This window comes from Chlorobaculum sp. MV4-Y, from assembly GCF_025244685.1.
Lineage (GTDB): Bacteria > Bacteroidota > Chlorobiia > Chlorobiales > Chlorobiaceae > Chlorobaculum.
The window spans coordinates 305,218-328,081 of record NZ_CP104202.1; the positions used below are offsets into that span (position 1 = coordinate 305,218).

18 protein-coding genes and 2 pseudogenes are annotated in these 22,864 nt (G+C 56.5%); 11 read left to right on the plus strand and 9 right to left on the minus strand.

Annotation, left to right across the window (positions count from 1 at the left end):
• Nucleotides 1–188 precede the first annotated feature (188 nt).
• Nucleotides 189–524 carry a 4a-hydroxytetrahydrobiopterin dehydratase gene (locus tag NY406_RS01480; protein WP_260534860.1) on the plus strand — a complete coding sequence of 112 codons (336 nt, stop codon included), beginning with the start codon at nt 189–191 and terminating at the stop codon, nt 522–524.
• Between the two features lie 188 nt (nt 525–712).
• Complete coding sequence (locus NY406_RS01485; protein ID WP_260534862.1) at nt 713–2,956, plus strand: ATP-dependent helicase; 2,244 nt, start codon at nt 713–715, stop codon at nt 2,954–2,956.
• 90 nt (nt 2,957–3,046) lie between these two features.
• Here NY406_RS01485 and NY406_RS01490 read toward each other — a convergent pair whose 3' ends face one another.
• A complete protein-coding gene (locus NY406_RS01490) occupies nt 3,047–3,790 on the minus strand; it encodes a PmeII family type II restriction endonuclease (protein ID WP_260534864.1) in 744 nt (247 codons plus the stop codon).
• Nucleotides 3,750–4,720 (minus strand): annotated as a pseudogene (locus NY406_RS11255) (DNA-methyltransferase). The gene NY406_RS01490 and the pseudogene NY406_RS11255 overlap by 41 nt, the downstream one beginning before the upstream one ends.
• Nucleotides 4,721–4,863: 143 nt before the next feature.
• Here NY406_RS11255 and NY406_RS01505 point away from each other — a divergent pair.
• From NY406_RS01505 to NY406_RS01535, 7 genes are all read left to right on the plus strand, one after another.
• Nucleotides 4,864–5,913, plus strand: a complete 1,050-nt coding sequence (locus NY406_RS01505; protein WP_260534868.1) for a glycosyltransferase family protein — start codon at nt 4,864–4,866, stop codon at nt 5,911–5,913.
• Entirely contained in the window at nt 5,877–6,506 is a 630-nt protein-coding gene (locus NY406_RS01510) for a nitroreductase family protein (RefSeq protein ID WP_260534870.1), read from the plus strand. The genes NY406_RS01505 and NY406_RS01510 overlap by 37 nt, the downstream gene beginning before the upstream one ends.
• Before the next feature lie 9 nt (nt 6,507–6,515).
• Nucleotides 6,516–7,100: a leucyl/phenylalanyl-tRNA--protein transferase gene (aat, locus tag NY406_RS01515; protein WP_260534872.1), complete on the plus strand. Its 585-nt coding sequence runs from the start codon at nt 6,516–6,518 to the stop codon at nt 7,098–7,100.
• A 198-nt stretch (nt 7,101–7,298) separates the two neighbouring features.
• Complete coding sequence (locus tag NY406_RS01520; RefSeq protein WP_260534874.1) at nt 7,299–7,715, plus strand: hypothetical protein; 417 nt, start codon at nt 7,299–7,301, stop codon at nt 7,713–7,715.
• A gap of 238 nt (nt 7,716–7,953) precedes the next feature.
• A complete protein-coding gene (locus tag NY406_RS01525) occupies nt 7,954–9,255 on the plus strand; it encodes an ArsA family ATPase (protein WP_260534876.1) in 1,302 nt (433 codons plus the stop codon).
• A gap of 183 nt (nt 9,256–9,438) precedes the next feature.
• A complete protein-coding gene (locus NY406_RS01530) occupies nt 9,439–10,320 on the plus strand; it encodes an enoyl-ACP reductase (protein WP_260534878.1) in 882 nt (293 codons plus the stop codon).
• Nucleotides 10,321–10,639: 319 nt separating this feature from the next.
• Nucleotides 10,640–12,865, plus strand: coding sequence for an NADP-dependent isocitrate dehydrogenase (locus NY406_RS01535; protein ID WP_260534880.1), 2,226 nt, complete (start codon nt 10,640–10,642; stop codon nt 12,863–12,865).
• Between the two features lie 64 nt (nt 12,866–12,929).
• On the opposite strand, the gene NY406_RS01540 is transcribed toward NY406_RS01535, so the two are convergent.
• Both NY406_RS01540 and NY406_RS01545 read right to left on the minus strand, forming a co-directional pair.
• The gene (locus NY406_RS01540; RefSeq protein WP_260534882.1) at nt 12,930–13,577 is read right to left on the minus strand and encodes a murein L,D-transpeptidase catalytic domain family protein; all 648 of its coding nucleotides are present in this window, start codon (nt 13,575–13,577) and stop codon (nt 12,930–12,932) included.
• A gap of 70 nt (nt 13,578–13,647) precedes the next feature.
• Nucleotides 13,648–14,556 (minus strand): pirin family protein, encoded by a 909-nt coding sequence (locus tag NY406_RS01545; RefSeq protein WP_260534884.1) that lies wholly within the window; start codon nt 14,554–14,556, stop codon nt 13,648–13,650.
• A gap of 216 nt (nt 14,557–14,772) precedes the next feature.
• On the opposite strand from NY406_RS01545, the gene NY406_RS01550 reads away from it, so the two are divergent.
• Nucleotides 14,773–15,591 carry a TIGR00282 family metallophosphoesterase gene (locus NY406_RS01550; RefSeq protein WP_260633721.1) on the plus strand — a complete coding sequence of 273 codons (819 nt, stop codon included), beginning with the start codon at nt 14,773–14,775 and terminating at the stop codon, nt 15,589–15,591.
• Nucleotides 15,592–15,671: 80 nt separating this feature from the next.
• On the opposite strand, the gene fbp is transcribed toward NY406_RS01550, so the two are convergent.
• Complete coding sequence (fbp, locus tag NY406_RS01555) at nt 15,672–16,673, minus strand: class 1 fructose-bisphosphatase (protein ID WP_260534886.1); 1,002 nt, start codon at nt 16,671–16,673, stop codon at nt 15,672–15,674.
• A gap of 215 nt (nt 16,674–16,888) precedes the next feature.
• Between fbp and recJ the strand changes: the two genes are divergently transcribed.
• Nucleotides 16,889–18,595, plus strand: a complete 1,707-nt coding sequence (recJ, locus tag NY406_RS01560; RefSeq protein WP_260534888.1) for a single-stranded-DNA-specific exonuclease RecJ — start codon at nt 16,889–16,891, stop codon at nt 18,593–18,595.
• A 94-nt stretch (nt 18,596–18,689) separates the two neighbouring features.
• Here recJ and NY406_RS01565 read toward each other — a convergent pair.
• The 4 genes and pseudogenes from NY406_RS01565 to NY406_RS01580 all read right to left on the minus strand — a co-directional run bounded on the left by NY406_RS01565 (nt 18,690) and on the right by NY406_RS01580 (nt 22,679).
• Nucleotides 18,690–19,591, minus strand: a pseudogene (locus tag NY406_RS01565) (lysylphosphatidylglycerol synthase transmembrane domain-containing protein).
• Nucleotides 19,575–20,510: a glycosyltransferase family 2 protein gene (locus NY406_RS01570; protein WP_260534890.1), complete on the minus strand. Its 936-nt coding sequence runs from the start codon at nt 20,508–20,510 to the stop codon at nt 19,575–19,577. The pseudogene NY406_RS01565 and the gene NY406_RS01570 overlap by 17 nt, the downstream one beginning before the upstream one ends.
• Complete coding sequence (locus NY406_RS01575) at nt 20,507–22,072, minus strand: ArnT family glycosyltransferase (protein WP_260534892.1); 1,566 nt, start codon at nt 22,070–22,072, stop codon at nt 20,507–20,509. The genes NY406_RS01570 and NY406_RS01575 overlap by 4 nt, the downstream gene beginning before the upstream one ends.
• The gene (locus tag NY406_RS01580) at nt 22,053–22,679 is read right to left on the minus strand and encodes a phosphatase PAP2 family protein (RefSeq protein WP_260534893.1); all 627 of its coding nucleotides are present in this window, start codon (nt 22,677–22,679) and stop codon (nt 22,053–22,055) included. The genes NY406_RS01575 and NY406_RS01580 overlap by 20 nt, the downstream gene beginning before the upstream one ends.
• Nucleotides 22,680–22,864 lie beyond the last annotated feature (185 nt).

Sequence of the window (22,864 nt, forward strand, 5' to 3'; positions counted from 1 at the left end):
ATATAGCAAGGAAATACCAAAAGATAGGGAGCTAGCAGAGGTTTTACAGTTTCCGGACATGACCCGCGTGCAACTCTGGGATGGATGGCGCGGTTGAAAATTAGGCAAAGGCAAAGCAGCATTCCGGTGACATATCCAGCGGGGCGAGCCGGGCCTGATCTGCGGAACTCAAGACAAGAGAACATTTCATGACACAGCTCGAAAACAAACATTGTGTGCCCTGCGAGGGAACGGCAGCTCCGATGGCTCCGGAAGAGCTTCAGCGGCAACTCTCTTTCCTGCCGGAGTGGAACCTTGTTGATGATGCCGGAACGCCGAAGCTTGTCAGGGTTTTCACGTTCAAGGATTTCCAGGATGCGCTCGACTTCACCAACAGGGTTGGCCAGCTCGCCGAATCCGAGGGGCACCACCCGGCGCTCCTGACCGAATGGGGCAAAGTGACCGTCTCGTGGTGGACGCACGCCATCGGAGGCATCCACCTGAACGACCTCATCATGGCAACGAAAACCGAAAAGCTGGTTTGATTGGTGGGAGTTGCTGGTTACTTGGCTGGTGCTGAAAGTCTTTTATGGCGATGTCAGGACGCTCATGACACTTTTTCTGGATGTCCTTGTAATTGCAACCCGGATGTGCGAAATTCTTCTGAGCTTTGTGACGGCCTGCCAATCTCCATCCGGGAATGCAGGTCGCTAACCTTTTATTTTCAGAAGCGTTGACAGATTTTCTTCAGGGCCTCAATGAGGTTCAGCGACAGGCCGTGCTCGCGACCGAAGGCCCCGTGATGGTGCTTGCGGGCGCGGGGTCGGGCAAGACGCGCGTCATTACCTACCGCATCGCGCACCTCATCCGCAACGTCCGGGTTTCGCCTCAGAACATCCTCGCTCTCACCTTTACCAACAAGGCGGCGGGCGAGATGCGCCAGCGTATCGACGGCATTCTCGAACGGGGCAGCGCCTCCAGCCTCTGGATCGGCACCTTCCACTCGGTGTTCGCGCGGCTCTTGCGCAGTTACATCCACCTGATCGGCTACGACCGCAACTTCTCGATCTTCGACGCCGATGACAGCAAGAGCCTCATCAAGCAGTGCATGAAGGAGCTGAACCTGTCGCCCGAAACGCTGCCGGCGAACCTTGTGCACTCGGCTATCAGCAAGGCCAAGAACAGCTTTGTGTTGCCGCCGGAGTTCCACCGCAAGGCGATCGACGACCAGTCGCAGAAGATTTCGCTGGTCTATGAGCGCTACGTCCACAAGCTCCGCGAAAACAACGCGCTCGATTTCGACGACCTGCTCATCAAGCCCATCGAGCTGTTCACCGAGCATCCGCCCGTCCTCGAACAGTTGCAGGATTACTTCAAATACCTGCTCATCGACGAGTACCAGGACACCAACCGTGTGCAGTACCTCGTGGCGAAGATGCTCGCGGGCAAGCATCGCAACATCTTCGTGGTGGGTGACGACGCGCAGTCGATCTACTCGTGGCGCGGGGCGGACATCTCGAACATGCTCAACTTCAACGACGATTACGGCGACGCGCAGCTTTTCAAGCTGGTCGATAACTATCGCAGCACCAAGACGATTCTCGACGCGGCCAACAGCGTCATCAGCCGCAATACGCGCCAGATCAAGAAGGAGCTGGTGGCCAACGCGGGCACGGGCGAGCCGATCACGCTCATCGAGGCGTTCAACGAAAAGCGTGAGGCCGAAAAGATCGCCGAGCATATCAACTCAATCCGGTTGTCGAAGGGCGCGCAGTACCGCTCGTTCGCGGTCTTTTACCGCACCAACGCCCAGTCGCGCGTGATCGAGGATATGATGCGGCAGAACCGCATTCCCTACAAGATTTTCGGCAGCGTGTCGTTCTACAAGCGCAAGGAGATCAAGGACGCCGTGGCCTACATGCGGCTCGTGCTGAACGACCGCGACAGCGAGTCGCTTTTGCGGGTCATCAACTTTCCGCCGCGCAAGATCGGCGACGTGAGCATCAACAAGCTCAAGGAGTTCGCCGAGGAGCGGAACATTTCGCTCTACGAAGCGGTGAAGCGCGCGGGTGAGGGGGGATTCCAGGCGCGGCTGGTGAACGCGCTGACGCAGTTTGCCGATCTCATCGAGGCGATGCGCCAGCAGGCCGAAGCGGGCACGGCCTACGACGTGCTCTCGATGCTCTACGACACGACCGGCCTGCTCTCGCTGCTCAAGGAGGAGAATACGCCCGAAGCGCTGGCGCGGCACGAGAACCTTCAGGAGCTGCTCTCGATGACGCGTGACTTCGCCGACCACAATCCCAATTCGGCCACGCTTGGCGACTTCCTTTCGACCATTTCGCTTGCGTCGGATTACGACGAGACGCAGGAGTCGGACAACTACGTCTCGCTCATGACGGTGCACGCGGCAAAAGGTCTTGAATTTCCGGTGGTGTTCGTCACCGGCATGGAGGAGAAGCTCTTTCCGCTCAACAGCTACGAGCCGAGCGAACTTGAGGAGGAGCGGCGGCTGTTTTACGTGGCGATCACCCGCGCGCGCGAAAAGCTGTTTCTCTCGTGGGCTCAGAGCCGCTACATGTACGGCCAGCCGCAGATGTGCCTGCGCTCGACCTTCATCAACGAAATCGATCCGGATATCATCGTCACCGAAGGGGGGCGCAAGCTCTCCGAAAGCCCGAAAAAGGTCGCTGCGACGGCAATGGCCGGACGCCCGGTCTTCGGCTCCTCGCTGAGGCCTCAGCCGGGCAGCCCGGCGGCAAAGGTGCCGACCGTCAAACCCGCCGGATCGGCGCGCCCCACCGGCGCGGCCAAAAGCGAGTACCGGCCCGGCACCAGAGTGCAGCACGCCATTTTCGGCCCCGGCACGGTGCTCGATGTGCAGGGCAGCGGTGCGAAGCAGAAGGTCAAGATCAACTTCCGCACCGCCGGAGAAAAAACGCTGATGGTGCAGTACGCCAATCTGAAGATCGTGTGATGAAAGCAGCCTGACGGGATGCTTCGCTCTGCTCAGCATGACAGAAGCGCAGCATCCGGGAGTGACGGAGGGCTAAGGCTTGATAACAGCTTACGCCTGTCCTGCTGCTGATGAATTGAAGCGCACCAGCTTCGGCCAGTCTATGGCTCCCTTGCTGTCGCAATACTTATTGCCGAACTCCAGTGTAAACCGGTTGAGCATCTGGACGTAGGATTGCTGGAACGCTTCGTTTTTCTCCTGCGCCTTGTGGCCGAGAGGTTCGATGATTTGGGTATAAAGTTCGGTTTCTCCCGAAATGAAGGCCCAGAAATCCTGCCCGCAATATTTGAAATAGTCACCTTTGTCAGGATTTCTGTCTTGACCGTAACAGCATCCATTGACTGCAACCACCTGTATCCCGGAATTGCTCGTGCGAAGCGTTCTTTTCGCAGACCGGAAATTATCGGTCATTTTCTTGATCTGGCCGCTGTTACCCCAGTTGGGGCCTGATTTGATACTCACAATGTAGCGGCTGTTATCCCGGTCGAATTCGAGGTCGATGCCTGGAATGCCTGATTTCCATCCACGAAAAACCTTCTCATTGATGAAGATAGCCAACCCTTCAAGCCAGTCTCCGAAAACAGTCTCTTCGTTCGAGGAAATGTGGGCATCGACCAGTCCCCTAACGATCTGTTCAGCGGTTTGCATGTGCTTGGCCTTGAACAGGTAAGGGTTCTTCCGTTTCAGTACTGTCGAAAGGCGCAGGCTGTCGAGGCTGGCGATTCTTTTCTGGTGAAAGAGGCCGATGTTTTCTTCAACGTAGTTCGATACGTCGCCGAGGTTCAGTTGGGGCATAACTGTCCTTTTTATCAAGCAGATAGAGTTCCACCGGCTTGAGTTCCTGTTCAACCATCTCGTGATACTCCGGCATGATTTCGATGCCGATGGAGTTGCGTTTCATCCGCTGGGCGACGAAATTTGTGGTGCCGGAACCCATGAAGGGGTCGAGCACGGTGTCGCCCTCTTTCGTGAAGAGTTTGATGAACCACTCCGGCAATCCTTCGGGAAAGGCCGCACTGTGGTTTTTGTTATTACACTCGGTGGCAAGGTGCAGCACATTGGTCGGGTAGGCCATTTCGCGCTGAAGCCAGTTGGAGATGTTTTTGCCAAAGCCGCTCCCGACTTTCGATTCGTCGCGCGTCTTGTCTGTCTCGCTGAGATTTTTCAGGCGCGTTTTTGACCAGTTGCCCATTGGTACCATGACCGCTTCCTGATTCATGTAAAAGTGCCGATTCTTGTTGAACTGAATAAGCCGCTCCCACGAATCCCTGAATCGGTTGGGCCATTTGCCGGGGTAGCAGTTTTTTTGTGCCAGATGAACTCTTCTGTCCAGAGCCATGCCTGCTGTCTTCGCATTTCGAGGATCAACTCCATCACATATGTGCTGCGTTCGCCGTTGACCACTTTCTCCTTGATATTAAGGATGAAGGTTCCTGTGGGCTTGAGCACCCTTTTCAGCTCTGCTGCTATCGGCAGGAACCATTCAACGTAGTCATCGGGATGGATGCCGCCATAGGTTTTTTTTCGCTGGTCGGCATAGGGCGGTGAGGTGAAGACGAGATCCACCGAATCGTCTGGCAGCGTTTTCAGAACTTCTTTGCAGTCGCCAAGAAGAATGTCGGTCTTGATTTCCATTGAAAAACAGGCATGAAAAGATTGCTTGGGTGTATCACTGGCTTTCGGGCCGGACTCTCTTAAACTAACACTTTTCTCCGTTTCTCTCATACCGCCGGTCAATCTGTGATGCAACGGTGTTACGCCGTTGCCGCCTTCTTCTATATTTCCGTAATAATTGTAATTTTAAGCTATTGGCATCCAGTCCCGTGGCTTTTGACTGGCAACGGGAGGGCATTAAACAAACGCATTGCATGAAGATCCTTTTTGGCGTTCAGGGAACAGGGAATGGCCATATCAGCAGAAGCAGGGAGCTGGTCAGAAAGCTCAAGGAGGATGGTCATGAGGTTCAGGTCATCATCAGCGGCAGAAAGGAGGAGGAGCTTCGCGAGATAGAGGTGTTCGCTCCCTACAAGGTGCTCAAGGGCTTCACCCTGGTGACGCGCCGTGGCAAGATGAGTTACATGGAGACCATGTTCCAGCTCGATTTTGTCAGTCTTTGGGCCGATGTTCTGTCGCTTGATACCACGTGTGTCGATCTGGTGATCACCGATTTCGAGCCGGTCACTTCGATGGCTGCCCGGCTCAAAGGGATCGTGAGTGTCGGGTTTGGTCACCAGTACGCATTTCCTTTCCATATCCCCATCGCGCGCGGTAACCTCTTCGAAAAGTACACTCTGCTCAATTTCGCTCCGGCCCGCTACAACGCCGGATTGCACTGGGACCATTTTAATCAGCCAATCTTTCCGCCGGTTATTCCCCAAACGCTTTACAATGCCGTCTGGCCAGAGGAGGATCCGCAGAAGATTCTGGTTTACCTGCCTTTCGAGGAGGTCGAGGACATCGAAGCGTTTCTCCGCCCGTTCGATGCGTACCGCTTTTTTATTTACGGCAAGGTCAAAGAGGATCGCGATGATGCTCATCTCTGCTTCCGGGGCTATTCGCGGGAGGGGTTCCTGCGCGACCTCATGGAGTGCTCCGGGGTGGTTTGCAACGCGGGTTTCGAGCTGCCGGGCGAGGCGTTGCATCTCGGCAAGAAGATGCTGCTCCGTCCGCTCGACGGCCAGATCGAGCAGGAGTCCAACGCGCTGGCAATGGTGCAGCTCGGCTATGGCATGTCGATGCACACGCTTGATGGCGAGCTGCTCAAAGAGTGGCTCGCCATGCCGCCGGGCAAGCCGCTTAACTATTCGAGGACGGTCGATTACATTGCCGAATGGATCGCCTCTGGCAGATGGAACGATCTGCGCGTCTTTACCGATGCCGCATGGAAGGATCACTGTTGCGAGGGGTCGAAATCATGAAGCTCAGGGAACTGGTGACCCGGAGCCGCAGCATCCGGCGGTTCGACGAGCATGTCGCCGTGAATGATGCAACGCTTCGCGATCTGGTCGAGCTGGTCTGCTATACGCCGTCCGCGGCCAACAGGCAGTTGTTGCGGTTTTTGCCGGTTACAGGCGCTGATATGCTCGACAAGCTTTTCCCTTGCCTGAAGTGGGCGGGTTATCTCGATGAGTGGCTGGGGCCCGAGCCGGGCGAGCGTCCCACCGCCGGGCTGGTCATGCTGTGCCGGAACGAAGATGCAGCGGGCACTGCCTGCGACAGCGGCATTGCCGCGCAGACCATCATGCTCGGCGCGGCGGAGAAGGAGCTGGGTGGCTGCATCGTTGCCGCCATCGATCGGGAACGGCTCATGGCGTCGCTCGGCATTCCCGACACATGGACGGTGCTTCTTGTGATCGCGCTCGGCAAGCCCGCCGAGACGGTGGTGATCAACCAGATCGAGCCGGGTGACGATATTCGCTACTGGCGCGACAAATACGGTATTCACCATGTGCCGAAGCGGCAGGTCGATGAATTGCTGGTGACGGCGGAGCAGTTTCGTGAACGCGGGTAAGTCCGGAGTATGATAAAAGTTGAAGATATTCTGCGCGCCTACCGGCACGGCTTTTTTCCGATGGCCGACTCTCGCGAGGGGACGGTGAGCTGGTGCCAGCCCTACCAGCGCGCGCTGGTGCCGCTCGACAGTTTTCGCCCGTCGCGAAGCCTCCGGCGCGTCATTGGCGAAAAGCGTTTTACCATCAAAATCAACTCAGCCTTCGAGCAGGTGATCCGTGCCTGCTCGCAGCCTCGTTCAACCGAACAGGAGACCTGGCTTTCGGAGGAGATTATCGAGGTGTTTCTCAAGCTGCACCGTCTAGGCCTGGCGCACAGCGTCGAGAGCTGGCAGAACGGCGAGCTTGCCGGAGGGCTCTACGGCATGACGATGGGCGGAGCATTTTTTGGCGAGTCGATGTTTTTCGTTCGTCCCAACGCCTCGAAAGTCGCCTTCGCCTGGCTGGTGGCGCACCTCAGGCGGAAGGGGTACCTCTTGCTCGACGCGCAGATCATGAACCCTCACCTTGCGAGTCTCGGCGCAATTGAAATCCCTCACGAAGAGTACATGGTGCAGCTCGAACACGCGCTTGGGAAAAAGATTTCGTTTTTCTGAAAAANAAAGGGAAAAAGCTACTTTTTTGCAGAAAACGGAGGAGTATTCGGGCCTGATTTTTCTCTTCTCGACAACTTCCCGAAGCGCAGCCACCATTCAACGCTCGATCATGCGCTGTTTTCAAAGCGTGACAGGGAGAATCGGTGCTTTTGAGTTGGGGCGTAAGGGTTCATTAATCAAAAACAAAGGCAGACCGCAATGAAACAGAGATTTGTTCCAGCTCTCATTATCGTGCTTGCGATGAGTGGTTTTTTCAGTGGCGCATCGGTTGCTGCTGATTCATCACCCGCAGTTCCGAAAAAGGCGGCAACCACTCCGGAATCCGGGAAAACGGTTGCCAAGGATGTTCCAAAACCGGGTGGTTGGTCCAGGTTTGAATTGCTGTCATCTACGGATCGGGCAGTATTCAAGGAGACTATGGCTGGTCTCACAGGGGTGGGTTATGAGCCTCTTGCCGTCAGAAAGCAGGCGGTTGAAGGCGTGAACTACGAATTTTTCTGTAACGCGAGGGCCGTCTATCCCGGCACCGATTGGCATCCTGCAATGGTGATGATTTACAAGCCACTGAAAGGCAATGCAGTCATCAAGAAAATCAGCAAGATAGATGTGCGCTGAAACGGTGATCTAAAAAATTCACTTTTTACGGAAGCAAGACGGTGGAGGCCGTCTCGCGATGCTCTTCGAGACTTCCTCTTTTTTTATGAAACAGGTCTGTTTGTTCTGTCTTGTAATTGTTTATATCATTACCCCAGAATGGGTTAACGATCTTTTGAAAATGTTGGTGTAAAAGTGCTAACTTCACAATTCGTTTTATCGGGATCATTTTTCGGGCTGTATCAAAGGAGTGTGCCGCATGTCGTCGAGGGATTTATCTGAAAAACAGTCTCAGCCGAGAATTATCATCTATTCCGGCAAGGGCGGAACGGGCAAGACCACCATTTCGTCCTCCACGGCAGTCGCCCTTGCACGGCAAGGCAAACGGGTGCTCATCATGTCCTCCGATCCGGCTCACTCGCTCTCCGATGTGTTCGGCGTGCAGATCGGGCGCAACGAGCCGCTGAAGATCGAAAAAAATCTCTACGGTCTCGAAGTCGATACCATCTACGAGCTGAAGAAAAACATGTCGGGCTTCCAGAAGTTTGTCTCTTCGTCGTACAAAAATCAGGGCATCGACAGCGGCATGGCTTCGGAGCTGACCACGCAGCCGGGTCTCGACGAAATCTTCGCGCTTTCCCGCCTGCTCGACGAGTCGCAGTCCGGACGCTGGGACGCCATTGTGCTCGACACCTCGCCGACTGGCAACACGCTCCGCCTGCTCGCCTACCCGGAGATCATTATCGGCGGCAACATGGGCAAGCAGTTCTTCAAGCTCTACAAGAGCATGTCTTCGCTGGCCCGTCCTCTCTCGGGCAACAATATTCCCGACGACGACTTCTTCAACGAGGTCAACGTGCTGCTCAAGCAGATGGAGGATATCAACGAGTTCATCCTCAGCCCGGAGGTGACATTCCGGCTGGTGCTGAACCCGGAGAAACTCTCGATTCTCGAAACCAAGCGCGCCTACACCTTCGTGCATCTTTATGGCATCAACATCGACGGCATTTTCATCAACAAGATTCTGCCGACCTCGCGCACCGTGGGCGAGTACTTCGAGTTCTGGGCCGACCTGCACAGCAAGTATCTGATGGAGATCGACAACTCCTTCTATCCGACGCCGGTCTTCCGATGCCACCTGCAACGCACCGAGCCGATCGGTCCCGACGCGCTGTACGACATCAGCCAGATCGTCTTTGGTGAAGAGGCTCCCGACAAGACCTTCTATTCGGGCAAGAACTTCTGGATCGAGAGCAAGAAGAACCAGGCGACCTCCGATCATCGCGAAGTGCTCTGCATCCGGATTCCGTTCCTCAAGGATGCTGAGGATGTTTCGGTCGAGCGCATGGGTACCGACATCATCGTCACGGTCGATCGCGCCCAGCGCAACATCACATTGCCGAGAGCGCTCTACAGCCTCGACATGGACCGCTTCGTCCGTGAAGACAACATGCTGAGGGTGATCTTCAAGGAGGTCAAGGTCGATAAAGAGGATATGGAGCTGAACGTCAACAAGAACGTGCTCGACAAGCTGCGTTCGATGCGCCGCCTGAAAATCTGACGTTGACGCGCGTGGCGTGACCGAAGTCAGCGCGTCGCGTTTGCCGCGTCGCATTTTCAGCAGGGTATAAAATTTACCGGTAGCTGTTTAACAATTCACCGGAAACTTGTATCTTAACAGCTTTGAACGATCATCAAAGGGGTAACCGCTACCCTTATTTTCTGAATAGAATCAGATTGTATCATGCCCGAAAAAGCGCACTATGGTCTTTTGAAAGGAAAAAAAGGAATTGTTTTCGGCCCGCTCGATGAAAGCAGCATTGGCTGGCAGATCGCGCTTCATGCCTACCGCGAAGGTGCGGAAATCGCGCTTTCGAATGTTGCGACGGCCATTCGCTTCGGCAATCTCCAGGAGCTGTCCGCGCTTTGCGGTAACGCCCCGATTCTGATCTGCGATGCGTCCAAGAACGAGGATGTCGATAATACCTTCAGGGAACTCAAAGAGAAAATGGGTCCCGTCGATTTCATCGTGCACTCGATCGGTATGTCCCAGAACATCCGCAAGCAGGTGCCATACGAGGAGCTGAACTACGAGTGGTTTATGAGAACGCTCGATGTGTCGGGCATTTCGTTCCACAGGCTTGTGGCTTATGCGCTGAAGAACGAGGCTATCAATGACGGCGCCAGCATCGTTGCGCTTTCTTACATCGCTTCGCAGCGAAACTACTGGACCTATTCGGATATGGGCGACGCGAAATCGCTGCTCGAATCGATTGCACGCAGCTTCGGCCCGAGACTGGCACCTCGCGGCATCCGGATCAACACGATTTCACAGAGCCCGACCTACACGAAAGCCGGCAGCGGTATTCCCGGTTTCGAGAAGATGTACGATTACGGTGAACTGATGTCGCCGCTCGGTAACGCGAGTGCTGAAGAGTGCGCCGAGTACACCATGACGATCCTGAGCGATCTGACGCGCAAGGTGACCATGCAGAATCTTTTCCATGATGGCGGTTACAGCTCGATGGGTGCAACCATTCCCATGATCAAGCTTGCTCATGAGGTTTTACATGACAAGGAGCTTGCCGAAAGAGTTGGACTCGAAGGCCGTCATTCATCCAAGTAAGCTTTGATGGAGCGTCGGCTTCCGCTGGCCTTCCGTTTTCCTTCATCACTTCCATACCCATTCGTTTTATGGCCTTGTTGACCAGGGCCAGAAGGCAGGTTTCACCTTTTTTGCAGGTCAACTGCCATTTGAGGAGGTGATCGTTTTTCAGGCACGATACGTGCATTTACAGTACGCCAGTCAATCCCGGTGCGTTTTCGGGAGCACACAACAGCAGTTTTTTTACTGACAGGGGGGGGAGTGCGACTCCTGATCGGGATACGAGGTTTTCTTTTTCTCAGAAGTCATTCATAACCATAATACCTTTAATAGCAACGATATGGCAAGCAAATCGACCATCATCTACACCAAGATCGACGAGGCTCCAGCCCTGGCGACCTACTCGCTGCTTCCGATCATCCAGGCCTTTACCCGCGGAACCGGTGTCGAGGTCGAGACGAGGGACATTTCTCTCGCCGGCAGGATCATCGCCAATTTTCCGGAGAATCTGACTGAAGAACAGAGAATTCCCGACTACCTCAGCCAGCTTGGCGAACTCGCGCTCACCCCGGAAGCCAACATCATCAAGTTGCCGAATATCAGCGCTTCGATTCCCCAGCTCAAAGCCGCCATCAAGGAGCTTCAGGAGCATGGCTACAACGTGCCGGACTACCCGGAAGCTCCGTCGAACGACGAAGAGAAGGCGATCAACGCCCGCTACGCCAAAGTGCTTGGCAGCGCCGTGAACCCGGTGCTTCGCGAGGGCAACTCCGACCGCCGCGCTCCGCTCTCCGTCAAAGCCTACGCCAAGAAGCATCCGCACCGCATGGCTGCATGGAGCAAAGACTCCAAGGCTCACGTCTCCCACATGAACGAGGGCGACTTCTACGGCACCGAGCAGTCCGTGACCGTGCCTGCCGCCACCACCGTCCGTATCGAGTATGTCAGCGGCGCGAACGAAGTGAAGGTGCTGAAAGAGAAAACCGCGCTGCTTCCCGGCGAAGTGATCGACACCTCGGTCATGAACGTCCGCAAGCTCCGCGACTTCTACGCCGAGCAAATCGCGGACGCGCAGGACAAAGGTGTGCTCTTGTCGCTGCACCTGAAGGCGACCATGATGAAGATTTCCGATCCGGTGATGTTCGGCCACGCCGTGTCGGTCTTTTACAAGGATGTGTTCGACAAGCATGGCGCATTACTTGCCGAGCTTGGTGTGAACGTCAACAACGGCCTTGGTGATCTCTATGCCAAAATCCAGAACCTGCCGGAAGAGAAGCGTGCCGAGATCGAGGCTGATATCATGGCGGTCTACAAGACCCGCCCGGCGCTCGCGATGGTCGATTCCGACAAGGGCATCACCAACTTGCATGTGCCGAACGACATCATCATCGACGCTTCGATGCCGGTCGTTGTGCGCGACGGCGGCAAGATGTGGGGTCCCGACGGCCAGCTTCACGACTGCAAGGCCGTGATTCCCGACCGCTGCTACGCCACCATGTACCGCGAGATCGTGGACGACTGCCGCAAGAACGGCGCGTTCGACCCGGCCACCATCGGCAGCGTGTCGAACGTCGGCCTGATGGCGCAGAAGGCTGAAGAGTACGGCTCGCACGACAAGACCTTCATCGCCCCCGGCGACGGCGTCATCCGCGTGGTCGATGCCGATGGTTCGGTGCTGATGGAGCAGAAGGTCGAGACCGGCGACATCTTTCGCATGTGCCAGGCTAAGGACGCTCCGATCCGCGACTGGGTGAAGCTCGCCGTGCGCCGTGCCAGAGCCACCGGCGCTCCAGCCATCTTCTGGCTCGACGAGAACCGCGCTCACGATCGCCAGATCATCGCCAAGGTGAACGAGTACCTCAAAGAGCACGACACCACAGGCCTGGGAATCAAAATCATGCCGCCGGTCGAAGCGATGCGCTTCACCCTCGGTCGCTTCCGTGCCGGAGAGGACACCATTTCGGTGACCGGCAACGTGCTTCGCGACTACCTGACTGACCTGTTCCCGATCATCGAGCTCGGCACCAGCGCCAAGATGCTCTCCATCGTTCCGCTGCTCAACGGCGGTGGCCTGTTCGAGACCGGCGCGGGCGGCTCTGCTCCCAAGCATGTCCAGCAGTTCCAGAAAGAGGGCTACCTCCGCTGGGATTCGCTCGGCGAGTTCTCCGCTCTGGCCGCATCGCTGGAGCACCTCGCGCAGACCTTCGGCAACCCGAAAGCGCAGGTGCTTGCCGACACGCTCGACCAGGCTATTGGCAAGTTCCTTGACAACCAGAAGTCGCCCGCCCGTAAAGTCGGCCAGATCGACAACCGCGGCAGCCACTTCTACCTGGCTCTCTACTGGGCCGAAGCGCTGGCCGCGCAGGACAAGGATGCCGAGATGAAGGCTCGTTTCGCCGGTGTGGCCAAAGCGCTCGCCGAGAAGGAGGAGCTGATCAACGCCGAGCTGATCGCCGCGCAGGGCAGTCCGGTCGACATGGGTGGCTACTACCAGCCCGACGATGAAAAGATCACGCGCGCCATGCGCCCGAGTGGCACCTTCAACGCGATCATCAACGCCATGTGAGTTCTGTCGCAAGACAGCACATCGTCAACAGAGAAGCCCGGTGCATCGCCGGGCTTCTCTGTTTTCAGGGAGTTTCGTTACCGGGCGCCCACGCATAGATAAACCCCCCGGCGGAGAGCTTTTGCACCACCTCGCTGATGTCGCTTTTTGAAACGACAAAACAGCCGTTGCTTCTGCCGATCCTCGGTCCCTGGAAGGTGAGCGTGTTCAGCAGGATGAAGGGAATCGAGACATACCCGGCCTGGTGCAGCACGATGTCACGTTTCGAGGCGTTGCCATTCCGCAGCGAATCGAGGCCGTCGAGCCGCAGCGCGAGTCCGTGGTCGCCGTAATATTGCTCTCCGATGCGGAACAGCCCGAGGCTGCTCATGTTCGACTCCGGAGTGTTCGAAAACTGCCGGGCGAAAAGCTCGCCGGAGTTTTTGCCGTGGGCAACCCGATAGAACGACTGTCGACCGGTTTTCAGGTCGATGATGACCATCCGCTTCATGAACGATGGCTTTGAGTAGTCGATGACGGCAAGCGTCCGGGGCGGCTCGCTTGCGGGGTTCCGGCGCCGGTACTCCTGCATGGCGGCGAAAGCCTCTCTTGTCGCCTCCGCCGAAACATTTCCCGAATCGAGCAGGAGTGCGATAGTTCCGAGGTTCAGCAGGAGAAGCAGGAGTAGAAGCAGCAAGCCTGCCGTGCCGGACGCTTTTTTTACAGGATTCACGAACGTGGATCTGGCGTTGATGGATGGTCAAAATAGCCCGCCTCGTCGATTTGGCCAAACGCAGCTCTACTCAGCGCTCTTTGATGAAGGTGCCGTTCTGGTACTCCTCGAAGGCGGTGCGCAACTCTTCTCTGGTGTTCATGACGATCGGGCCGTACCAGGCGACCGGTTCGTTGAGCGGTTTGCCCGAGATGAGCAGAAACCGGACCGAATCGTTTTCGGTGCTTATCGTCACGCTGTCTCCATCGCTGAACAGAATGAGGATTTCATTATCCTGATATGGTGCAGGCTCCATGTCGAAATAGTTGACCCCCTCTGTATCATGGGAGAACGGTTCGTCGGCATGGCAGAAGATGCCCCTGCCCCCGATGACGTAGGCGAGCACCGTGTGCCCCCGTTTGACTGGATGGGTGAAAGAGGTCGATGGCGGCACGGTGACGTCGAGATATTCCGGGTCGATGGCGATGTCGTCAACCGGGCCGACCGTCTCACTGATCCTGCCGCTGAAGAGCGAGATGGTGACGCCGCTGTCAAGCTTCAGCTTCGGCACCTGGGAGTCGGTGATGTCGCGGTACCGCGGCCTGGTCATCTTCTGTGAGGCGGGCAGGTTTGCCCAGAGCTGGAGTCCGCCCATTCTTTTGTGCCGGTCGCCCTCCGGCATCTCCTGATGGATGATGCCGCTCCCGGCGGTCATCCACTGCAAGCCGCCGGGCCGGATCACGCCGCTGTTGCCCAGGCTGTCGCCGTGCTCCACCTGGCCTTCGAGCATGTAGGTGATGGTTTCGATGCCGCGATGCGGGTGCCAGGGAAACCCCTTGCGATAGTCCTCACTGTCTCCTGAACGGAAATCGTCAAGCAGCAAGAAAGGGTCGAACAGCGGAAGCTCGCTGAATCCGAAGGCTCGTTTGAGCCGCACTCCGGCGCCTTCGGTTACCGGTTTGCTTCTGAACGCCTTGCTGATGGTTCTCGGCTTGGTCATGGCATTCGCTCCTGTTCTGGATTTGCGAGGGTACGCGATCAGATAACGAACGACGAGCCGGAGCCATTAAGTTCATATTCGGCGACCCTGCGGGTATATTTCGGGAAGCGATGAATTTTCTGCCGATGATCGAAAAGGGCTGTTCAATATGGCTGTTAATGTGTAATTTCACGCCAAAAGATGAACGACAATACCAGCTTTACCAAGGACTTCGACATGTCAGCAAAAACCGCGAATATTCTCTTTATCGGCGATGTCGTCGGCAATCCTGGCCTGCAGATCGTCAGCCGGATGCTCAAGGGATTCATCTCGAAGTACGAGGTCGATTTCGTCATTTGTAACGGCGAGAACGCCCACAACGGTAAAGGCATGAGCCTTGAAGCGCTGAATCTGATGCTCGAAGCGGGCGTCGATGTGGTGACTGGCGGCAATCACATCTGGAACAACTTCAACTTTTTCGACACGCTCAAGACGCACGAGCGGGTGCTCCGCCCGCAGAATTACCCCAAGGGCACGTATGGCAAAGGTTACGGTGTGTACAAACTTCCTCGCGGGCTGGGTAACATCACCGTGCTGAATCTGCAAGGGCGCACCTTCATGTCTCCGATCGACTGCCCGTTTCGCACGGCGGACTGGGTGATCAAGCAGACCAAAGAGCAGTCATCGCTCCTCGTGGTCGATTTCCACGCCGAAGCGACCGCCGAAAAGCTCGCCTTGGCCTGGTACCTCGATGGCCGGGTGTCGGCGGTGATCGGCACGCACACCCACGTGCAGACCGCTGACGAACGCATTTTTCCGAAAGGCACGGCCTACCTGACCGATGTCGGCATGACCGGACCTTACCAGTCGGTGATCGGCATGCAGGTCAAATCGGCGGTTGACCGGATGCTTTACCAGACCCCCCACAAATATGAATGCGCCACCGACGACGTCCATTTTTCTGCCGTGCTGCTCAAGCTCGACGTCGAGACTGGCAAAGCGGTTGGCATCGAGCGGATTTTCTATCCGGAGTTCGAGAACGCGCCGCAGGCATAATCTCGATTCCGATCCTGAAAAACACAAAACCCCAACCAATCGGCTGGGGTTTTGTCGTTATCAAAAAAGTTCAGTAAACTTTACCTCTTTCCCTGCTCGAACTCTTCGGCGATGAGTACGTCGTTCTTGCTGCCGATGTAGAGCGGGGTGCGCTGGTGCAGCTCGGTCGGCTCGATGTCGAGGATTCTCTGGTGGCCGTCGGTGGCGCGGCCTCCGGCCTGCTCGCAGATGAAGGCCATCGGATTGGCTTCGTACATCAGGCGGAGCTTGCCGTTTTTGTGCTTCTTCGTGGCCGGATAGACGAACACACCGCCGGTGAGCAGGTTGCGGTGGAAATCGGCGACGAACGAGCCGATGTAGCGGGTGCTGTAGGGGCGTCCGGTTGCCTTGTCTTCCTCCTTGAGGTAGTCGAGAAAGCGCTTCGTGCCGTCGTTAAAATCCTGCCAGGAGCCTTCGTTGACCGAGTAGTATTTGCCTCGCTCCGGGGTGGTGATGTTTTCATGCGAGAGCAGGAACTCGCCGACGGTCTGGTCGTAGGTGAAACCGTGCACGCCGTGGCCGGTGGTATAAACCATCATGACCGACGAGCCGTAGATGACGTATCCGGCGGCAACCTGGTCGGCCCCTTTCTGCAGGCAGTCTTCAAGGCTTGCCTGCGTGGGGTCGTCGCTCTTGAGCTTGTAGATCGAGAAGATCGTGCCCACGCTGACGTTCACGTCGATGTTTGACGAGCCGTCGAGCGGGTCGAAAAGCAGCACGTAGTTACCGGTTTCGTTTTTCGGGGGTACGATGACGCTTTCGTTTTCCTCCGATCCCATGAGTGCGAACCGCCCATGCTGGCCGATGGCGCAGATGATCTTTTCGTTGGCGAACAGGTCGAGCTTTTTGACCTCCTCGCCCTGCACGTTGGTCGTTCCGGCCAGCCCGAGGATATCGGCGAGACCTGCCCTGACAACTTCACGCCGGACCAGTTTGGCGGCGAAGGCGACGTCGTTCAACAGGTCAGTCACTTCGCTGTTGACTTCCGGGTTGAGTTTCTGCTGCTGGAGAAAATGGCTTTCGATGGTGGTGAGCTTGTTCATCACAGAGTCGTTCAGAAGTTTGAATAAAGGCCAGTTAGCCGACGCGTTCAAGCGGGTGAGTGCCGTACTGATAAACAGGAATGCCTTGAAATCTATGCTATTTTCAAGGGTATTCCAACGCTGCAGGATTTCAGTTTCAAAAACTGTTTTTTCCTGAAGAAACGATGAATTATCCGTACATTCACCGACCATTTTCCTGATTCAAGGATTCATTCATGAAACGATACCGGTGGACATGCCTTGAACCCGAACCCACGCTGGTTCAGGCTCTTTCCGAAGCGATCAACGTCAGCGCGCCCATTGCCGCCGCGCTGTGCAATCGTGGCATTTCGAGCTTCGAGGAGGCCCGCCGGTTTTTTCGTCCTTCGCTCGACGAGATACCGTCACCATTTCTTTTCAATGACATGAAGCGCGCCGTAGGCCGCCTGTCGAAGGCGATTTCCGGTGGCGAGAAGATCATGGTCTATGGTGACTACGATGTCGATGGCACCTCCGGGACCGCCATGCTTTCGCTGTTTCTGCGTGAAATGGGGGCTGATGTCTGTCACTATATCAATGACCGTTTCACGGAAGGCTACGGTCTTTCGGAGGCCGGAATTGCCTGGGCCTTTGAACAGGGGGTGTCGCTCATTGTTACGGTGGATTGCGGCATTCGCGCTATTGCCGAGGTGCAGGCGTGTTCGGGTAAAGGGATCGACGTTATCATCTGCGACCACCACGAGGCCGGAGAACTTCCGGATGCGTGCGCGATTCTCAACCCGAAAGTGGAGGGCTGCGGTTATCCTTTCCGGGAGCTTTGCGGTTGCGGCGTGGCGCTCAAGCTCATGCAGGCAATGGTCGAAGCGAGGGGGGATGGCGTGGAGAGTTGGCGGACATATCTCGACTTCGTGGCCGTCGCGACCGCCGCAGACATGGTTTCGCTGCATGGCGAGAACCGCGTCTATCTGCACGAGGGAATCGAGCTGATGCGCCGGTCGCCCCGCGTGAGTTTTCGGGCGATGGCCGAGAACATGAAGGTCAACCTCGCCGAGTTCGGCATGATGAACATCACCTATGGCATTGCTCCCCGAATCAACGCCGCCGGGCGCATGGAGTCCGCCGACGCGGCGATGCAGTGGATGCTCTGTTCCGGCGAGGCGGAGGCGCGCCTTCACGCGGCGGAACTCGAAGCGCTGAATGCACGGCGGCGGGAGATCGATGCCGAAATTACGTCGCGCGCTGAAACGATGGTGGCGGGTCATTGCGCCAGTTATTGCTCTTCGATTGTGCTGTATGACGAAACGTGGCATCTCGGCGTGCTCGGCATCGTTGCCTCGAAGCTGCTCGACAAATATCAGTTGCCCACCGTCGTGATGGGCCGGATGAATGGTCTCATCAAGGGTTCGGTCAGGAGCGTCGATCAGCTGAACATCTATGATGTTTTGCACGAGTGCCGTGACCATCTCGAACAGTTTGGCGGTCACCACCAGGCGGCGGGGCTGACGCTCAGGCCGGAACAGCTCGAAGCGTTCCGGCGCCGTTTTGACGAGGTGTGCCGCGAATTGCTGCCGGTCGAGGCCCGCCAGAAGGCGCTGCTGATCGATGCTGAACTCACGCTTGACGAGATAACCCCGAATTTCCTTAACGTGCTCGAACAGTTCGCCCCTTTCGGCTTCTCCAACCGCGAGCCGCTTTTCACCGCCACCGGCTGCCGCCTCGTCGGCAAGCCGAAGCTCCTTCGGGAGCGGCACGTCAAGTTTACGGTGCGCGGCGAGCGCAGCCCGTCATTCGAAGTGATTGCTTTCGACCGGCCCGATATTTTCACCGATCTCGAAGCTCACGGTTCCGCCTCAGCCCTGCAGTTGGTCTGCATTCCCGAAAGAAATCAATGGAACGGTCGCGAATACGTGCAACTCCGGGTAAAGGATATGGCAATTGGGTAGCATCATAGGCTGAAAAAGAGGAGATTGCTGAAATCTCCTCTTTTCGTTTTACGCTGCTGTTTTTAGTGCCTCTGACGTCACTGTCGTCTTTTCTTCACTCACTGGCCGCCGGTAACGGTTCGCCGCTTTTCTCATGCCTGATTCTCGACAGAATTCCCACGAGAGACGAGATCGCCGAGATGGCGAAGAAGATCAGCGACAGGGCAATGCCTGTGTTGACATCGAGCCCGAGGTGGTTCAGCGCGTAGAAGAAGGTGACCTCTCGTGCTCCGGCTCCGCCAACGGTGAGTGGCAGGATGGTAGCGACGCTCGAAATCAGGAAGATGGCGAGGTAGTCGATCTGGTTCGCCGTGGCCGAAAGCGCCATGAGAATGAACCAGGCCGAGATGACCTGCGTTGCCTGAATCACCAGCGACTCAAATGTTGTGATGATGAAGACCGGCATGAACTGTCGGTAAAAGAGCCAGGTCAGCAGCAGTGAGAGCGGGTAAGCCGCACCGGCGATCACCCATATCCACACCATTTCACCGGGGTAGAATGTCGCGAAAGAGCTCGGGATGATCAGAAGCGCTGACAGAAAAATGAGCGCGAAAATACCGCTGACACGGTCCCAGAATACCGCGCCGAAAATATTGATGACCGTCAGGCCGTGATTTTTTTCAGCACGTAGATTTTGTACCCGTCACCGCCGATGCCTCCCGGCAGGAAGAGATTGTAAAACATGCCGAGGTAATAGAGCTTCAGGTTGTACCATGCCGAGAGCCGCAGGCCGATTGACATAAAAAAGCGGTTCAGCCGAATGGCGTTCACGATCTTGGAGATGTTGAAAAAGAGGATCGCGCCCAAGAGGTGCCATGGGTTGGCATGGCTCATGAGCGAAGTCAGTCGGCCAATATCGGTCTTGCTCAGTACGATGGCCAACGCCGCCACGGTGAGCAGGAGCTGGATCACCGTTTTGAGCACCTTGCTTCTGATGGAGCTACTTGCTTTTGTCAATGATCTCTCTGATGATGTAGGGTTTCTTGTTCTGCGACTCGTAGTAGGTGCGCATGATGAATTCGGCGATGAAGCCGGTGGTGATCAGCTGGATGCCGATGAAGGTCAGAATGACGCCGAGGCTGAGGAGCGGGCGACCACCGATGTCGTGTCCGAGGATTTTGAGCGCGAGCAGGTAGAAATCGATACCGAGGCCGAGGAACAGCGTCATAAAGCCGAGCGAGCCGAACAGATGCATCGGCCTGTGCGCGTATTTCTGGTAAAAGACCATGAAGAAGAGGTCGCTCAGCACCTTCAGCGTTCTGCCGATGCCGTACTTCGACTTGCCGTATTTCCTCGCGTGGTGCCGTACATCGACCTCCTCCATCCTTGCGCCGTAAAGCTGCACGAGCACCGGAATGAAGCGGTGCAGTTCGCCGTACAGACCGAGGTTTTTGGCCACGTCGCGCTTGAACACCTTCAGCGTGCAGCCGTAATCGCGGATGTGCACGTTGGTCAGGTTCCGGATCATCGCGTTGGCGATCTTGCTCGGAATCTTGCGCAGTACCATGCCGTCCTTCCGTCCCGCGCGTCGTCCCGCTACCACGTCGAGACCCTTCGATTCGAGGTGGGCGATCATCATCGGAATATCGGCAGGATCGTTCTGCAAATCGCCATCCATCGTGGCGATCAGGTCGCCCTGCGCCTCGTCGATACCTGCCGACATGGCCGCCGTTTGGCCGTAATTTTTGTTGAGCACCACCAGGCGCGCGTTCTCCGGAGCGAGGCGCTCGATTTCGGCAACTGTTGAGTCAGTCGAGCCGTCATCGACCAGAATGATTTCGTGATCGATGCCCCGAAGCGCCGAGGTGAGGGCGTCGAAGAGCGGGCCGATGCTTTCGGCCTCGTTCATGAGCGGTATGACGACAGAGAGTTTCATCGGGAAGTCGGTTGAGTCGGCATTCTGACAAGCATGATTCCGTTCCTGCCATACAGGCGCTCGACAGGTCCGAGCTTTTCAAGACGGTCGATGGTGGTCAGCACCACGTCACCCGGTTCAGGGAAGCGCCTTTCGGCAAAAGAGCCTGAATATACAAAAAAAGAGGGGTAATAGACCTTCCACATCACGATTTTGAGCTTCTCCTTCCGGGCAAACTGCGCTGCCTCCTTGACCGGTTCCTGCATCACTCTGGCCGCCATCGGCATGGCGATGAAGTTGAACGAAAAGGTCAGGAACGCTCCGCCGATGATGAATCGCAGTGACGGGGCGAGCACCGGGGCGAATTGCAGCAGCAGGCAGAGCGCCGCCGCCGCGAGCATGAGCAGCGAGAAGTGGATTGCCGCCATTTCAGTCAGAAATCCCTGAAGCTGAGCCTGGATGAAGAGATTGTCCATCGAAGGCATCAAGTGTTGCAGCGCGAATGGCAGGGCGGCGAGGAGTAGCAGCAGAGCCGTTGGCCAGAGTGCGAGCTGCCACGAGCGCTCGATTTTCGACAATGCCGCGCCGAAGAGAATGAAAAGCGGCGTGTAGCCGTAGATCATGTAGTGCGGCAGCTTGGTGCCCGACAGCGAGAAGAAAACGAAGACGAAAGCGAACCAGATCAGGCAGAACTGCCAGAGCGGATCGGCGAGGCGTTGTCTGAGGCTGGCGAAGAGGCCGAAAAGCAGCCCGGTCGAAGGCATGATGCCGATGAGTACCACCGGAATGTAGTAGAAGAGAGAACCCGAGTGACCCTCCATCGAACCTTCGAAACGGCCAATGTTGTGCTTCATGAAAAAGCCGTCGATGAACGCCTGTCCCTGTTCGCGGTATTCGAGCACGTACCACGGCAGCGCAATCACGAGAAAAAGCGCGATGGCCGTTGGATTGAGCATGGCCCGGAACCACGCCTTCAGCTCCTTCTGCGAGAGGAAGAAAACGAACGAGACCACGACCGGAATGAGAATCGCCACCGGTCCCTTGTCGAGCATGCCGAAGCCCATCGCCGCGAAGGCGATGTAGATCCACGATCGCCGCTTCGTTCGCCAGTGCGTGAAGAGCGCCGTCAGCGTGACCGCAAGGCAGAGATTGAGCACTGCGTCGGCGATGGCCGCCTTGGCGATGATGCTCACCTGCAACGACAGTGCCATCAGTGCTGTGGCCAGAATCGCCTCGGTTTCGTTGCGCTCGCGCCGCACGAAGAAGAAAATTGCGCCCGCCCAGAGCGTCGCCGCGATAGCCGACGGCAGCCGGAAGGCGAACTCATTGATGCCGAACGACTCGATCGACAGCAGTTGCAGCCAGTAGATCAAAATCGGCTTGTCGAAGCGCAGCGCGCCGTTCAGGTAGGTGGTCAGGTAATTTTTCGACACGAGCATTTCTCTCGTCGCCTCGCTGAACGCGCCCTCGTCCACGTCGAAGAGCGGGCCGGAGCCGATTCCTGCAAAGAAGCTCAGGAATACGAACAGGGCGAGTCCGGCAAAGAGGATGTTTCTGTCGGGTCTATACAGTTGCGGTTTCATCGAGGGCATTGCGGAAATAGCGTTGGTAAAGGAGCACGACCGTTACGACGCCGAGCGCCGATCCGGCCACGATGTCGCTCAGGTAGTGCTGGCAGAGTACGACGCGGCTTGCGGCGATTGTGGCTCCGGCGATGACGAACACCGGTCTGAAGCGTGGAAACAGCAGTGACAGCGTCAGCGCAGCGCTTAGCGCTGTAGCTGAATGGCCGGAGGGAAACGACTGCCAGGCATGGTCGAAATGCCATCCGAACAGGTCGAATCCATAGATGCCATGTTGCAGGAAAAGCTTGGGCCGGGCGCGGCAGAGGATCACTTTTACCAGATCCGCCGCCAGTCCCGAGACAGCCACCGTGCTGAACAGAAAGAGTCCGCTCAGTGAGAGGCACCGGTTCCATTTCCAGAATCCTGCAAACAGAAGGAGTCCGCCCACGAGATACCATTCAGATTGCCCCGCTTTTGTAATGGCTTTCCAGATTTCGTGCCAGAGTCCGGTGTCAAATCGGTGGAAAAAGAGTGTCAGCAGCTGGTCAAAGAGGAAAAACGAGACGAGGCAGAACAGCAGCGTTGCTCCAAGCAGCAGTTGTTTCTGACCTCTTTCATCTATCATGGTTCGTTTTGGTTTGCTTCGATGACTAGTGCCTGGCGTTGTCAAAACTTTTCGGGACGATTTTCGGGGGTTCATTTTCTTCGATCATGATTTTTCCCGCGGTTTCCCCGTACCGGCTATATGGTTGCTATCGACGAAAAATAACCATTTTTTATGGGCCTTCCGGGGCGGAAAAAAGTAAAGAG